Below are 14,931 nucleotides of genomic sequence, written 5' to 3'. Positions count from 1 at the left end.
AGGCGGAGGAGGGAGTCGACGCGGAGCGTCGGCGACTGACGACAACGCCGGAGGCGGAGGTCCCGGATACCGCGACGCCGCTGACAATCGCGGGCGAGGTCGTAAGGCCGGACCGGCGCTCGCCGCCGCCACGAACAGGCCGATCGTGGCGGCCTGGCCGGAGAGGTTCATGACGTACGCGAGTGCCAGTACGGAGGTGACCGTGAGGATCGCGTACCGCAGTTCACGCACCGTTCCACTCGCGCGCCGCGTCGAGGGGTGGGGAGTCTTGTGCGAGGCGTGCGGCGGCACGCCGCACTCAGGAGTCCGGTGAGCGCAGCACCCGCAGATGGCCGCGGCGTGCCACCTCCATCGGATCCGCGGTCTGCGGGCCGTCGCCCCTGCCGTCGGGGCCGCGGTCGTGCGGCCGCGCCGCTTCCCGTACGGCGTTGGCGAGCGCTTCGAGGTCGTCGCCGCTGGGGCGCGTGGGAGCGGAGGGGTCGGAGAGCCTGACGACTTCCCAGCCGCGTGGTGCGGTCAGCCGCTCACTGTGCTCGGCACAGAGGTCGTAGCAGTGGGGCTCGGCGTAGGTGGCGAGCGGGCCGAGGACCGCAGTCGAGTCGGCATAGACGTACGTCAGTGTCGCGACGGCAGGGCGGCCGCACGCGGTGCGCGAACAGCGACGTACAGGGCTCACGATGTTGGACGGTACCGCACTCTTGAGCGGGCTGCGACGACTCTCCCTCAGCTCACCCCTCCGTGTCGCCCCGTCACCTCCGGCACAAGCGTCCTCCGGACAGTCCTCCTGACCTGCGACGGAACACGGAAGCTCAGGTCGCACCGGCAACGGTTCCGGTCACCACTCGGCACAAAAGCTGTCATTCAGCAGGAGATCAGCGGTCAGGAGCCGGGCCGGAAACGAGCTCCCGATTGGCCGGATTGTTCAGGATTGGACAGGCCGACGCCCTGTCAGGCAGCGGCGATCCCGCCGCCCCCGTGGAGGGTTACCCTGCGTCAGTGATGGACAGTCCCGTACCGCCCCACCCGTCCGAGCCGCGCCCGCGTCGTCGTGACCGCCATGGCCGCGGCATGCGCGGACCCGTCGCCCCGCCCCAGGTGCCGCTCTCGGTCAGCCGGGCGGAGAACTTCCGTGATCTCGTGCAGGACTCGGTGGAGCGGCTGGAGCGGCGCTGGCCGCAGCTGGCCGATGTCGACTTCATGGTGCTCGATGTGCCGGGGACGCAGGAGGAGACCGTGCCGCTGGGGCGCGCGGTCTCCGCGGAGAAGGGCCGGCCCGCGCAGATCGTCGTCTACCGGCGGCCCGTCGAGATCCGTACCAAGAACCGCGACGAGCGCGCCCTGCTGGTGCACGAGGTCGTGGTGGAGCAGGTCGCGGAGCTGCTCGGGCTTTCACCGGAGTCGGTGGATCCGCGGTACGGGCAGGAGTAGAACCGGCCGCCCGGGCAGGGCGACCGGTTCTGCCGGGGCCATCCGCTCAGTCGTCCAGGACGGCCAGGTCCTGGACGGCCGCGGGCACCTCCACCGTTGCCTCGTCGTCCGGCAGGGTCTGCACGGTGAACATCTGGACGCCGTTTCGCGGAAGGCTCAGCGTGCGGGCGGCGTACACCGGGCCGCCCGACTCCGTCCGGACCGTCAGCGCGTAGCCGCCCTTGAGCCCGGACGGGACGGGCGGGGTGACCGCGAGCGTCGTACCGCCCTTGACCGTGTACGTCTTGACGACCTGTTCGCCGCCCTCGCTGCCCGCGGAGGCGGTGACCTTCACGGTGGCGGTGGCGCCCGGTGCGGCGAGCGAGAGCGTGGACCCCGTGGCCCGGTTGTCGGCCACGGTCGCCTGAGCGCCCACCGGGCCGGTCGCCGGGATGTAGCCGACCTCCTGCCCGGATCCCTTGCCGCGGACCACGCGCAACGCGGCCACCACCGGGGTCGCCTTCCCGCGCTGGACCGGAGTCAGCAGCAGGGAGCCGGCCTCGCCCTTGGTGATGTCCTTCAGGTCGACGCCCGCGGTCATCCTCGACTTGACGTGGAGGTCCGGGTGCCCGACCGGAGAGATCGCGCCGTTCTTGCCGAGCAGCTTCACGTTCAGATCGGCGTCGTCGTCGCTGGGTGCGAAGGCCACCAGGCGGACCGAGGTGGCGTCCGCGGGGATGCCGGGGAGCACCAGGGTGCCCGAGGGGTCGGTGGAGGCGGCCAGCCAGTCGCTGCCGGTCTCCTCGTCCGCGGTCCTGACGACCGCGCCGACACGCCCGGTACGGGTGGTGACGTGGACGGTCACGTCCTCGGCCACCTCGCTGGTCAGCGTGGAGATCAGGACCGGGACACTGGACCGGGCGGGCACCGTGATGCCCTCGCCCACGTCGGACTTGAGGCTGCCGTCCGGACCGTACAGCTCGATGTCGGCGACGGCCGCGGTGTCGTCGGGGTTGGTGAGGTGGACGTAGTCCTCGCGGGACTTCGCGGTGCTCGCGGCCGGGAACCAGAAGTCGGTGTCGGGCCCGGTGCAGCTGACGCCGAGCAGACCGCGGCCGCCGCCCGCCTCGACGGTGGTGGTCTGCTGAGCGGTCCAGCCGGGGGCCAGACGGCCGGTGGCGGTACCGACCAGCGCGGGGGCGCCGGCACCGGACGCGTCGGCGGTGGCGGGTTTGCCGGGTTCCTTGAGGGAGACGACCGGCTTTCCGGAATCCGCCTCCTTCTTGTCCTTCTTGTCCTTCTTGTCCTTGCTCGCGTCCTTGCCCGTGGCGTCCGCGGCCGTGGACTGCTTCAGTTCGGCCGTACCGGCTTCACCGCCACCGCTGCCCGCCGGGGTGAAGGACGTGTACGTCGTCTCCGCGAGGTCCGAGAGACCGGGCGCCGGGCAGAGCAGACTGGACCGCTCGACAGGCAGTCGCGTGGCGGTCTTCGCCTCCGTCGTGCCCCCGTCACCGGGGACGGTGACCGCGGCGAATCCGGTGACGGCGGCGAGGGCGACGGTGCCCGCGATGAGGGACAGGCTGGTGGACTTCACTCGGACTCGCCTCGCGATGCGTTACCGGTCGGCCACGGGTTCTGGCCCGGGGGGTTCTCGTCGGGGTTCTGCGGGTCGTACTGGTTCTGCCGGCCGTAAGGGGCCTGGGGGTCGTACGGGACCTGCGGGGTGTACTGCTGGGCCTGCGCGGCGTACGGGGACTGCGGGTCGTACGACTGCTGCTGTTGCTGTTGTGCGTAGCCGTACGGGTCGTAGGCCTGGTGCTGGTACGGGTCGGCGGTCGCCGGGTGGTCCTGCTGCGTGCCGTACTGGCCGTCCTGGTACTGCTGCTCGCCCTGGTACTGCTGGTAGTCGGCGCCCTGGTACTGCTGCGCGTCCCATTCGCCGTACTGCTGCTGCGGCACCGCCGCGTACTGACCGCTGTCGGCTGCGGCGAAGGCATCCTGGCCGCTGTCGGACTGCGCGGCGAAGACGTCCTGGCCGTCGGTCCGCGGCGGCTGGGGCTCGGCCGTCTGCTGTGCGGGAATGTGCTCACCCGCCTGCTCCGCCGGGACGTACTCCCCCGTCGTCTCCGCTGCCTCCTCGGCATGTCCGCTCCCGGCCGGCTCCGACGCGGCCTCGGCCTCGGCCTGGGCGGCCGCCCGGAGCCTGCGCGCCCGGCGCCCCTCGCCCGCGACCGGCTCCGCCGGAACCGTCGTGGCCTCCTCGGGCAGGTCGTCGTCGATCTCCCGGCGGCGGCCCGGCAGGGCGAGGACCAGCAGGACCACGGCCAGCGCGGTCTGGGTCCAGACCCAGGCGGTGTGGGTGAGCGGGGCGTTGTAGGTGAGGTCCAGCGTGCCGCCCTCGGTGGGGAGCTCGAAGCCCTGGGCCCAGCCGTCGACGGTCTTCCGGGTCAGGGCGCGCCCGTTGAGCGTGGCCTCCCAGCCGGGGTCGGCGGCGTCGGCGATCCGCAGCACCCGGCCGGAGCCGCCTGCCGGGATCTTGGTGTGCGCCTCGACGGGAAGGGAGCCGACAGGCAGCTGTTCGCCGTCGGTGCCGGAGGGGACGATCATGATCCGGGCGACCTGCCGGTCGACCCGCCACAGCGCACTGCCGTCCAGCTGACTGAGCCGGCTGAGCCCCGGGGTGGCGTCGAGGACCCGGCTCATCTCCTTCGGAGCGCCGTCCCGCACCAGTACGTAACGGATCGCGAAGCCGCTGAGCTGGCTGCCCTGGTCGGCACCGGAACCCGCGACCAGATTGGCGACGACCTTGTCGAGGTGGCTGTTGCTGCCGCCCGCTTCGACCAGCTCGGCGTCGCCGAGCCGCGCACCGGAGCCGCGGACCAGGGTGTACGACACGCTGGCGGGCGAGGTGCCGCCGAGGACCAGGGTGCGCGGCTGGTCGCGGGTGGTGCTCTCCTCCGCGACGAAAGCGGGCACCTGCACCGGGTCGCGGCGCTCCAGCGGGCCCGCGGCGCCACCGATCATCCAGCCCGCGGCGGCCAGCACCGGGGCGAGGCCCGCGGCGACGGCGATCAGCGCGGCGACCGGCTGGCGCCAGCCGAAGCTGAGCTCGGCCACACGGACCCGGGCGCCGTCCGCGCCGACCAGCGCGGCGGCGATCAGCGCGATGCCGTAGACGAGGGTGGCGGGACCCGCCCAGCCCGAGCCATTGGCGAGAGCGGCGAAGACCAGCCCCACGAGCGCGACGGTCCACGCGGCGCGTACCGCGAACTGCCGCTCCCCGCGCAGCAGCGCGGCCAGCGCGGCGCACACGATGCCGAGCAGCAGCACGCTGCCCGCGGCCTTGGGGCCGCCGGGGCTGATGCCGAGCAGATCGAGGGCGGAGGCCGTGCCCGTACCGATGTCCAGGCCCGCCTCCTTCAGGAACGCGGACGGGCCGGCGAGGAGCGAGAGCGACCAGGGCGCGAGAACCAGCAGCGGTGTGCCGATCGTCGCGAGGAAGCGGAGCCCGTACGCCGCGATGTCGTCGCGGCGCAGCGCGAGCACGCCGATGCCGAGGACCACGGCGAGCGGCCAGACGATGGGGGTGAAGGCCATCGCGAAGGTGAGGAGCAGGGTGTACACCCAGGTGGCGCGCCAACTGCCGCGGGCGTCGCCGCCGGCGCGCATGCCGTGCGCGGAGACGGCGGCACGGGCGATCAGCGGCAGCAGGACGGCCAGTACGGCGGTGCCGAGGCGGCCCGTCGCCAGGGCGCCGGTCGCCGCGGGCAGGAAGGCGTACGCGACGCTCGCCCAGGCCCGCAGCAGCCTCGATTCGAGCAGCGGCCGGGAGACGAAGTACGCGGTGAGTCCGGCGAGCGGGACCGAGCAGACCAGCAGCAGCGTGAGCGCGAAGCCGGTCGATCCGAGGAACAGCGCGGACAGCGCGGAGAGCACGGCGAGGTAGGGCGGTGCGGTCTGGGTGCCGCCCGTACCGACCGTGTGCCAGCCGTCCGCGTACCTGCCCCACAGGTCGGAGACGTCAGCGGGGGCCGGCAGCAGCGCACCGCCCGCGAGCGCACCGCCGCCGAGCAGGCCGCGACAGGCGACGAGCGAGACGAACAGCAGCACGACGAAGAGCACCGGGCCCGGCTTGCGCCCGATCCGCTTCAGCCGCGCGAACTGCTCGATCTCCAGGAAGTCGGCGTCGTCACCGCCGGGGCCGGACTCCACGGCACCGTGCCGGGAGCCGCCCGAGTCGGCGTCGGAACCGCCGCCGAAGTTTCCGGCGACCTGGTCGACGGTGGCGCGGACGGTGGCGCCGGGCGGCGGGAAGAGTCCGCGCAGTTCGGCCTGGTCGACCGCGCCCTTGCCGCGACCGCGCCGGGCCGAGAGGATCCGTCCGGGGCGCAGCAGGGTGCCGAAGAGCCCGGCGACCTCGTCGAGGGCCTGGCCGGGCACCTTGCCGACGAGATAGGCGAGGGTACGCAGCAGCGTGCCGACGACGAGCCGGAGCAGCACCCAGGGCAGGACCTTGGCGCGTGCGTTGGCAAGCATCGTGTAGACGGCACCGGCCTTGTCGACGCGGTGCGGGGAGGCGACCGAGCGGCCCGCGCAGTCGATGGGGCGGCGCTCACGGGCGGACGCCTCGGCGTGCCTGAGGACGGCGTCGGGGGCGACGAGCACCCGGTGTCCCGCGGTGTGGGCACGCCAGCACAGGTCGACGTCGTCACGCATCAGCGGAAGCCTGCGGTCGAACCCGCCGAGCTCCTCCCAGATGTCACGGCGGATCAGCATGCCCGCGGTGGAGACGGAGAGCACGGTGCGGACCTGGTCGTGCTGGCCCTGGTCCTGCTCGCGCCGGTCGAGTCCGGTCCAGCGGCGACCGCTGTTGGCGATGGAGACGCCGACTTCGAGCAGTTGCTTGCGGTCGTACCAGCCATGGAGTTTGGGGCCGACGATCGCGGCGTGCGGGTCGGTGTCGACGACGCGCAGCAGCTCGGCGAGCGCGTCGGGTTCCGGTGCGCAGTCGTCGTGGAGCAGCCAGAGCCACTGCACGGGCTCGCCGTGCGGCAGTTCGGGCAGGTCGTACGCGTCGTCGCGCCAAGTCCTGCTGACGGGGTCCCAGCTGCTGGGACGCTTGAGGTACGGCAGGTCCTCGGGGGTGAGGGGGCCGGCCGTGCGGGTCGCCTCGTCGACGGCGGTGCCGAAGCTCGTACGGCGCGCGAGGTGCAGGACGCGTTCGGCGCCGAGCGCCTCGGTGACCAGCCGCGCGGAGTCGTCGGCGCTGCCGGTGTCGGCGGCAACGACGTTCTGTACGGGGCGTTCCTGCCCGAGCAGTCCCGCGAGCGCGTCGGGCAGCCAGCGTGCGCCGTCATGGGAGACGAGCACGGCGGTGACGACATGCCGGGGGAACTCTGGGGCGGCGGCGGCCGCGTACGGCGCCGTCGGTTGGCTGTGCACGGACATCGAGGTACGGGCCCTCCGGCCGGGTCCGGGGGGCGTCCCCCCGGGGGCTGCATCGGTGTACACGCGCGCTCCGTCGGGGCGTTGGCGCGTCTCGGACGGAGCCCCACACTAACGGTACGGATAACCACGAGGGCGCCGAGCGGTTGAACGGGCGCGACGACGAGGGGTCGCTGGCACGGCGATGGCCCGTCGTCTGCGGGCGGGGTGCAGGCGGCGGGCCATGGTCGATCGACGGTCCGGTACGCGTTCCCACGCGCTGTGGGCGAGTGGGTCGTGATGATCCGGTGCGTGGTCCGGACCTTCCTTTGTCCTGTTGTTCTGCTGTCACGTGTTCTGTTGTTCTGCTGTCACGGTGGTCCGCAGTCGCGGTGTTCCGCCTGCCGCGGCGGTTCGCTGTCGTTGTGGTCCGCTGTCGTGGTGGTCCGCTGTCGAGCGGTTCGCGGTCAGATGGCGGCCTTCTTCAGACGGCGCCGTTCACGCTCGGAAAGGCCGCCCCAGATTCCGAACCGCTCGTCATTGGAAAGGGCGTACTCAAGGCATTCGGACCGGACTTCACAGGCGAGACAGACCTTCTTGGCCTCGCGGGTGGATCCGCCCTTCTCGGGGAAGAAGGACTCGGGATCGGTCTGGGCGCACAGCGCGCGCTCCTGCCAGCCGAGTTCCTCGTCCGCGTCCTCGACCAGCAGTTGCTGGAACAGCTCGGTCATGTGCGCCCCTCGTCTGTCTCTTGCGTCCCCGTGATGCAGCCGTTACTGATTGCGGCCGAACGACACGAGTGAAATTACAAGTGTGTAGCTCCGGGCCAGTCAAGCGAAGATCTGCTATTGGCCCCGGTATTCACTCTGCGGAACCAAGGGTATGCGGAAAGTGTGCAAATCACCAAAAACCTGACATATGCCATTGCGCCCCACCGTGCCCCTCTCACCGAGTGAGACGACCGGGACCGCCTTCATGTTTCGGTTCGATCACCGAAGCGACCGAGATCACAGTCAGGTCACGGGACGCCAACGACGTTTGCGGCCGCGGTCGATGCGCCACATCTCCGCCACGATGACCGCACAAACCTTTCCCACGGTTCAATAACCGGATGAGGTGAAACATTACCCCCAAATCGGGCATTGAGTTGACAGCACAGGATCGAGCCGGTCTCCTTGACTGCATGCCAGCGACCGCAGCGATGTACGCCACCCACGTCCGTGGGTTCGGCAGCGCTGTCCAGACCCGCTGTTGCTGTTCCAGCTGTCACAGCTGTTGATGCCCCAGGGCACCGGCTCTGACCCAGCTCCTCTCCGCCGAGCCCTTCGCAGAGCGTCTCCTCAGACCTTTCCCTCTGCGCTTCCCCGGCTCTCCGGATCTCCGCGACACGCCGCACATGCACCCCCCATGCCGAGGAACCACCGCTTCCATGAACAGCGACAGCGACCTTCAGATCGCCGGCGACATCCTTGAGGTCCAGCACCTGCTCCAGCCGGCCCGCGAGCACCCCGCCACCGTGGCCGAGTTCGTCGGACTCGCCCGCTCCATCGCCGCCGACCGCGCGCAGTGGGCGCCGCTCGTCCGCTACGACACCACCACCCGCTGGTACCACCGGCTGCGCACGGGACCCGGATACGAGGTCTGGCTGCTCAGCTGGGTGCCCGGCCAGGGCACCGGCCGTCATGACCACGGCCTGTCCTCCGGTGTACTGACCGTCCTGGAAGGCCGGTTGACCGAGCACACCGAACGCGGCGCGCGGACGCGGGAACCCGGCGCCCAGCGCGTCTTCGCACCCGGCTATGTGCACGAAGTGGTCAACGACTCCCTCGAACCGGCCGTCAGTCTGCATGTCTACTACCCGGGCCTGACCGAGATGCCGATGCACGCCGCGCAATGCGCCCCGACGGCCGTGGATGCCGTACCCGCCTGAGACCCCACCAAGGACCGGGCTCCGCCTGACAGTCCCACCCGTCGCCCACCACCACCCCCACAAGGACCGGGCTCCGCCTGACAGTCCCACCCGTCGCCCACCACCACCCCCACAAGGATCAGGCTCCGCCTGACAGACTGTTGGGCATGCGCATTGTGGTTCTGGCCGGCGGTATCGGTGGTGCTCGTTTTCTGCGTGGCCTCAAACAGGCCGCGCCCGACGCGGACATCACGGTCATCGGCAACACCGGCGACGACATCCATCTGTTCGGGCTGAAGGTCTGCCCCGACCTCGACACCGTGATGTACACCCTCGGCGGTGGCATCAACGAGGAACAGGGCTGGGGGCGTACGGACGAGAGCTTCCAGGTCAAGGACGAGCTCGCGGCGTACGGGGTGGGACCCGAATGGTTCGGGCTCGGCGACCGTGACTTCGCGACGCACATCGTCCGTACCCAGATGCTGGGCGCGGGCTATCCACTGAGCGCCGTCACCGAGGCGCTGTGCGCGCGCTGGAAGCCGGGAGTCCGGCTGCTGCCGATGTCCGACGACCGGGTCGAGACGCATGTCGCGGTCGACATCGACGGCGAGCGCAGGGCGATCCACTTCCAGGAGTACTGGGTGAAGCTGCGCGCCTCGGTCGAGGCGCAGGCGGTCGTGCCGGTCGGCGCCGAGCAGGCCAAGCCGGCGCCCGGTGTGCTGGAGGCCGTCGCCGAGGCCGACGTCATCCTCTTCCCGCCGTCCAACCCCGTCGTGTCGGTGGGGACCATCCTGGCCGTGCCCGGGATCCGGGAGGCGATCGCCGAGGCCGGGGTGCCGGTCGTCGGCCTCTCCCCCATCGTCGGGGACGCGCCCGTGCGCGGCATGGCGGACAAGGTGCTCGCCGCGGTGGGCGTCGAGTCGACGGCGTCGGCCGTGGCCCGGCACTACGGCTCCGGGCTGCTCGACGGATGGCTCGTCGACACCGTGGACGCCGGGGCCGTCGACGAGGTCGAGGCCGCCGGCATCCGCTGCCGGGCGGTGCCGCTGATGATGACGGATCTCGACGCGACGGCGGAGATGGCCCGGCGCGCGCTGGCGCTGGCCGAGGAGGTACGGGCGTGAGCGCCGAGCCCTCCGGTTCCGCTCCCGCACCTTCTTACCGCGTCTGGGCCCTGCCCGGGATGCCCGAGGTGCGGGCCGGGGACGACCTGGCGAAGCTGATCGCCGCGACCGAACCGGGGCTGGCCGACGGCGACGTCCTGCTGGTCACCTCGAAGATCGTCTCCAAGGCGGAGGGCCGGATCGTCGAGGCCACCGACCGGGAGGCCGCGATCGACGCCGAGACGGTACGGGTGGTGGCGCGGCGCGGCGCGCTCCGGATCGTCGAGAACCGGCAGGGTCTGGTCATGGCCGCTGCCGGTGTCGACGCCTCGAACACCCCCGCCGGAACAGTGCTGTTGCTGCCCGAGGACCCGGACGGATCGGCGCGTGCGATCCGGAACGGGCTGCGGGACACCCTGGGCGTCGAGGTCGGGGTCGTCGTCACGGACACCTTCGGGCGCCCGTGGCGCAACGGGCTGACCGATGTCGCGATCGGCGCGGCCGGGGTCCTGGCGCTGGACGATCTGCGCGGTGGTACGGACACGTACGGCAATCCGCTCAGCACGACGGTGGTCGCCACGGCCGATGAGCTGGCCTCGGCCGGTGACCTGGTCAAGGGCAAGGCCTCGGGACTGCCCGTCGCCGTGGTCCGGGGCCTCGGCCATGTCGTGGACCCGACGGATTCCACGGGCGGGGCCCGTGCGATGGTGCGGGTCGCGTCCGACGACATGTTCCGGCTCGGCACGTCGGAGGCGGTACGGGAAGCGGTGACCCAGCGGCGCACGGTGCGCGAGTTCACCGACGAGCCGGTGGATCCCGGGGCGGTGCGGCGGGCCGTGGCCGCGGCGGTGACGGCGCCCGCGCCGCATCACACGACGCCGTGGCGGTTCGTCCTGCTGGAGTCCGAGGAGGCGCGGACCCGGCTGCTCGACGCGATGCGGGAGGCGTGGATCGCGGATCTGCGCCGGGACGGCCGGAACGAGGAGTCGGTCGCGAAGCGGGTGCGGCGGGGCGACGTGCTGCGCCGGGCGCCGTATCTGGTGGTGCCGTGCCTGGTGATGGACGGCTCCCACACGTACGGGGACACGCGGCGGGACACCGCGGAGCGCGAGATGTTCGTCGTCGCCGCGGGGGCCGGCATCCAGAACTTCCTGGTGGCGCTGGCGGGCGAGGGGCTCGGCTCGGCGTGGGTGTCATCGACGATGTTCTGCCGCGAGGTGGTGCGCGAGGTGCTGGAGCTGCCGGAGTCGTGGGATCCGCTGGGGGCGGTCGCCGTGGGGCGTCCGGCGAGCGCGCCTGTCCCGCGGGCGGGGCGGGATCCGGAGGGGTTCGTCACGGTGCGGTGAGGCGGGGGCGGGGGCGTCTGCCCGTCACAGGCGGGCGATGTCGCCCCGGGTCATGCGCGGGGCCCGGCGGGGCGGGGTGCGGCCCGAGAGCAGGATGAGTCGGGTCGCCCGGTGGCGCTGGCCCTCGTAAGGGGCGAGCAGGGCCAGCATCTCCTCGTCTCCGGCGTCCCGGTCGCCCGCCAGCGCGTGGCCGACGATGCCGGGGAGGTGGAGATCGCCGACCGTCACCGCGTCGGCCGCGCCGTTCGACCGCTGGAGGGTCTCGGCCGAGGTCCAGGGACCGATGCCGGGGATCAGTTCCAGGCGGGCCATGGCCTGAGGGAGTTCCATGGCCGCCGCCTCCTCCATGCGGCGGGCCACCCGTACCGCGCGCAGAATCGTGGCCGAGCGTTTGGAGTCGACGCCCGCGCGGTGCCATTCCCAGGACGGGATCAGCGACCAGGTGCGGGCGTCCGGCATGACATGCAGGCCGAGAGCGGTGAACGCGGCGTGGTCCGTGGGACCGGGCGCCGGGGTGCCGTGCTCACGGACCAGGTGGCGCCAGGCCCGGTACGCCTCGTCCGTGGTGACCTTCTGTTCGAGGATCGACGGGATCAGGGACTCCATGACCAGCCCGGTGCGCAGCAGGCGCAGGCCGGGGCGGCTGTGCCGGGTCAGGGCGAGCAGCCGGTGGCGCGGGCGGAAGGCGTCCGGGTCGTCCGTGGCGCCCAGCAGCGTGGGGAGCTGGTCCAGCAGCCAGGACGCGCCCGGTCCCCAGGCCGTCGCCTCGATCCGGCCGCCCCGGGCCGTGACGCGGAGGGTGCCGGGGCCGGCGGGTGTGCGGCCGGCCCGCCAGACCGCGCCGTCCCGGGTCATCCGGAACGTGGGGTCGGCGGGGCCCCGGCGCAGCGGCCCGAGGACCAGGCGCAGGTCGAGCGGGCCGGGCGGGGTCCAGTCGCGGGTCAGCGCGTCCGTCGCCGGAGCCGCCGCCTGGTGCGGGACGGCCGCGCGAGAGGCGCTGCGGGGTGCGAATCGTCCTGCCACGGTGAGGTCCTCGGTCGTCAGGGGTGCCTGTCGAGGGTAACGGCTTCCCGTGGGGGAGGCCGTGAGCGCACCCGCGGGTGCGCGGCAGTGCGTCGGACCGTTCGCCGCACTACTCGTCGGACGAGAAGCGAACCGCCGTGTCCGGCAGGACCGCCCCGCACCAGACGCGGATGCCGGCTCGGAGTTCGTTGTCGGCGCCGATCCGGGCCCCGTCCCCGATGACCGCGCCCTCCACCACCGTACGGCTGCCGATCCTGGCGCCGGCTCCGACCAGCGAGTCCGTGATCACGGCCCCCGGTTCGACGACCGCGCCGGCCAGGACCGCCGAACCCTCGATCCGGGCCCCCGCGCCGATCAGCGCGCCCTCGCCGATGACCGTACCGCCGCCGAGTTTGGCGTCGGCCGCCACGGAGGCCGTCGGCAGGACGAGCCGGTCGCCGCAGCGTCCGGGGACGGCAGGCGACGGCGCGCGGCCCAGGACCAGGTCGGCGGAGCCGCGCACGAATGCCTGCGGAGTGCCGAGGTCCAACCAGTACGTGGAGTCGACCATGCCCTGGAGGTGTGCGCCGGAGGCGAGCAGTCCGGGGAAGGTCTCGCGCTCGACGGAGACCGGCCGGCCGGCCGGGATGGTGTCGATGATCCGACGGCGGAAGATGTACGCCCCCGCGTTGATCTGGTCGGTGACGATCTCCTCGGGCGTCTCGGGCTTCTCCAGGAACGCGGTGACCCTGCCGTCGGCGTTCGTCGGTACGAGACCGAAGGCGCGCGGGTCCTCGACCCGGGTGAGGTGGAGGGAGACATCCGCTCCGGAGACGGTGTGCGAGGCGACCAGCGCCCGGATGTCGAGGCCGGTGAGGATGTCGCCGTTGAAGATGAGCACCGGTTCGTCGGGCCCGGAGGTGAGCCGGGAGGCGACGTTGCGTATCGCTCCGCCGGTGCCGAGCGGTTCGCGTTCGGTGACGTACTCGATGTGCAGGCCGAGCGACGAACCGTCCCCGAAGTACGGTTCGAAGACCTCCGCCAGATACGACGTCGCGAGCACGATGTGCTCGACCCCGGCGGCTCGGGCACGCGCCAGCTGGTGCGTGAGGAACGGGACGCCCGCCGCCGGAACCATGGGCTTGGGGGTGTGCACCGTGAGCGGGCGCAGCCGCGTTCCCTTGCCACCGACCAGGAGGATCGCTTCTCTTGCCTCTGTCACAGCGCTGACTCTGCTTCCTGGTGGGGCCCGGCCGGTTTCGGCTGGCCAGTGTATGCAGTCCGGTTCGGCCCGGTTCGGCCGTCCCCGGTCAGCGGCCCGCGGCGGTCTCTCACGGTGATCCGGTCAGCGGCCCTGCAGACGGGCGGAACTGGTCCGGACCGAGCCGAGCTTCTTGTAGAGACGCGCTCCGGGGCATTCGGTTGCGAAGCCGTCCCGATGGCCGGAGATGACGTTGAGTTCGGCCTTCTGGCCCTTCTTGAACTTGTTCCCGCCGCCGGAGACGAGCGTGGTCCTGCCCTTCGGATCGGCTCCGGACAGGCCGAGTTTCCAGGCGGTGAGCTTCGCGAGGGCGTCCACCGCGGCGGCCGACGGGTTCGACCCGGTGAAGGTGCCGAGCACCGCGATGCCCGTGCTGTTGGAGTTGAAGCCGAGCGTGTGCGCTCCGAGGACGGCCTTCGTCACGCCGCCCGCACGCCCTTCGTAGATGTTTCCGCACTTGTCGACGGCGAAGTTGTAGCCGATGTCCCGCCAGCCGCTGCTCTTCACGTGGTAGCGGTAGATGCCGCGCAGGACCGAGGGCGCCTGGGAGCACGTGTAGTTGTTGCCCGTGGCGCTGTGGTGGATGAACGCGGCCTTGACGGTCTTGGTGTACACGAAGGCGTGTTCCCTGAGCTTCTCGTCGGCGCCCCAGCCCTTGCGGGTGATGATGCGCGGCCGGGGTCCGATGTACGGCTGGGCACCGAGGGCGAGCCCGGCCTCCGCCTCGCCGCGCGCCTCGGACTCCGCCTTGCTCAGGGCGGGGAGCACGCGGCCGTCGAGCACGGTGGTGCGGCTGTCCTCGGCGTCGCCGGAGGACTCGGAACCCGCCGCGGGGACCTGCTGCTGCGGGTCCTTGCCTGGGTCGACGAGTTCGAGGCGCAGACCGGGGGGCAGCGGTACGGCGGACTCGGTCCGGTCCTGCGGATCGGGCGTCATTGGGCGTACGCGGACCGAGACGCCGTCCGAGTCGCCGACCCAGAGCGGAGCGGTGGAGCCGCGGACGGTGCCGGATTCGCGCTCGGCGGTCCCGGGGTCGGCGGCGTGCTCGGCGTTGTGCGTCTCCAGGTCCTGCCAGTCGGACCAGCGGGTGGTGCCGAGGGCTCGGGTACGGACCTGGACGGTGCCGTGGAGCTCGGTGTCCGGGTCGTCCCAGACGACGCCCACCAGGGAGAAGGGGCGGACGTCACGTTCGAGCAGCCCCTGTTCGGCGGCCGCGGTGGTCCGGGTGGGTTCGCCGGTGGATTCGTCGGACGGTGCCGGCAGGGGCGACAACGGCAGGGACTGCGTCGAGCCCGCGATGTCGGAGGGCTCGGCGGACCCGGCGGGGGCGGTGAAGGTGTCCGGGGCGGCGCTCGCGGGCGCGGCCGACGGCAGTACGAGTACCGCCGCGCAGGTGACACCGATCGAAGATGCAAGGAAGGAACGCATACGAACGATCCTGGGCACACTCCTACAACTCCGGCGACCGGGGTGTCCCCG

At 72.1% G+C, this 14,931-nt stretch carries 11 protein-coding genes; 4 read left to right on the top strand and 7 right to left on the bottom strand.

The features are described 5' to 3' along the window. Window positions 1–298: 298 nt before the first annotated feature. Window positions 299–676 (bottom strand): DUF3499 domain-containing protein, encoded by a 378-nt coding sequence (locus ACZ68L_RS04015; protein ID WP_469573965.1) that lies wholly within the window; start codon window positions 674–676, stop codon window positions 299–301. Window positions 677–999: 323 nt separating this feature from the next. Between ACZ68L_RS04015 and ACZ68L_RS04010 the strand changes: the two genes are divergently transcribed. Further along, window positions 1,000–1,428 (top strand): metallopeptidase family protein, encoded by a 429-nt coding sequence (locus ACZ68L_RS04010; RefSeq protein WP_469573963.1) that lies wholly within the window; start codon window positions 1,000–1,002, stop codon window positions 1,426–1,428. A 46-nt stretch (window positions 1,429–1,474) separates the two neighbouring features. Here the strand turns inward: ACZ68L_RS04010 and ACZ68L_RS04005 are convergent, their stop codons facing one another. The 3 genes from ACZ68L_RS04005 to ACZ68L_RS03995 form a co-directional block, all read right to left on the bottom strand. Continuing rightward, window positions 1,475–3,001 carry a DUF5719 family protein gene (locus ACZ68L_RS04005; RefSeq protein WP_469573962.1) on the bottom strand — a complete coding sequence of 509 codons (1,527 nt, stop codon included), beginning with the start codon at window positions 2,999–3,001 and terminating at the stop codon, window positions 1,475–1,477. Then, window positions 2,998–6,855 (bottom strand): glycosyltransferase, encoded by a 3,858-nt coding sequence (locus ACZ68L_RS04000; RefSeq protein ID WP_469573960.1) that lies wholly within the window; start codon window positions 6,853–6,855, stop codon window positions 2,998–3,000. Before ACZ68L_RS04000 ends, ACZ68L_RS04005 begins: the two co-directional genes overlap by 4 nt. Before the next feature lie 443 nt (window positions 6,856–7,298). After that, window positions 7,299–7,562, bottom strand: coding sequence for a WhiB family transcriptional regulator (locus tag ACZ68L_RS03995; protein ID WP_003968728.1), 264 nt, complete (start codon window positions 7,560–7,562; stop codon window positions 7,299–7,301). A 698-nt stretch (window positions 7,563–8,260) separates the two neighbouring features. On the opposite strand from ACZ68L_RS03995, the gene ACZ68L_RS03990 reads away from it, so the two are divergent. The 3 genes from ACZ68L_RS03990 to ACZ68L_RS03980 all read left to right on the top strand — a co-directional run bounded on the left by ACZ68L_RS03990 (window position 8,261) and on the right by ACZ68L_RS03980 (window position 11,189). Then, entirely contained in the window at window positions 8,261–8,761 is a 501-nt protein-coding gene (locus ACZ68L_RS03990) for a cysteine dioxygenase (RefSeq protein WP_469573958.1), read from the top strand. Between the two features lie 146 nt (window positions 8,762–8,907). Further along, window positions 8,908–9,864, top strand: coding sequence for a 2-phospho-L-lactate transferase (cofD, locus tag ACZ68L_RS03985; protein WP_469573957.1), 957 nt, complete (start codon window positions 8,908–8,910; stop codon window positions 9,862–9,864). 59 nt (window positions 9,865–9,923) lie between these two features. Further along, complete coding sequence (locus ACZ68L_RS03980; protein ID WP_469574024.1) at window positions 9,924–11,189, top strand: coenzyme F420-0:L-glutamate ligase; 1,266 nt, start codon at window positions 9,924–9,926, stop codon at window positions 11,187–11,189. 24 nt (window positions 11,190–11,213) lie between these two features. Here ACZ68L_RS03980 and ACZ68L_RS03975 read toward each other — a convergent pair whose 3' ends face one another. From ACZ68L_RS03975 to ACZ68L_RS03965, 3 genes are all read right to left on the bottom strand, one after another. Then, on the bottom strand, window positions 11,214–12,212 hold the full coding sequence (locus tag ACZ68L_RS03975; RefSeq protein WP_469573955.1) for a DNA-3-methyladenine glycosylase family protein: 999 nt from the start codon (window positions 12,210–12,212) through the stop codon (window positions 11,214–11,216). 109 nt (window positions 12,213–12,321) lie between these two features. Beyond that, the gene (gene manB, locus ACZ68L_RS03970) at window positions 12,322–13,413 is read right to left on the bottom strand and encodes a mannose-1-phosphate guanylyltransferase (protein ID WP_469573954.1); all 1,092 of its coding nucleotides are present in this window, start codon (window positions 13,411–13,413) and stop codon (window positions 12,322–12,324) included. A 123-nt stretch (window positions 13,414–13,536) separates the two neighbouring features. Then, the gene (locus ACZ68L_RS03965; RefSeq protein WP_469573953.1) at window positions 13,537–14,880 is read right to left on the bottom strand and encodes a peptidoglycan recognition protein family protein; all 1,344 of its coding nucleotides are present in this window, start codon (window positions 14,878–14,880) and stop codon (window positions 13,537–13,539) included. Window positions 14,881–14,931 lie beyond the last annotated feature (51 nt).

The organism is Streptomyces sp. NPDC104309 (genome assembly GCF_055584025.1).
Note: the sequence above shows the minus strand (reverse complement) of the source record. Positions and strands in the feature narration are given on the sequence as shown.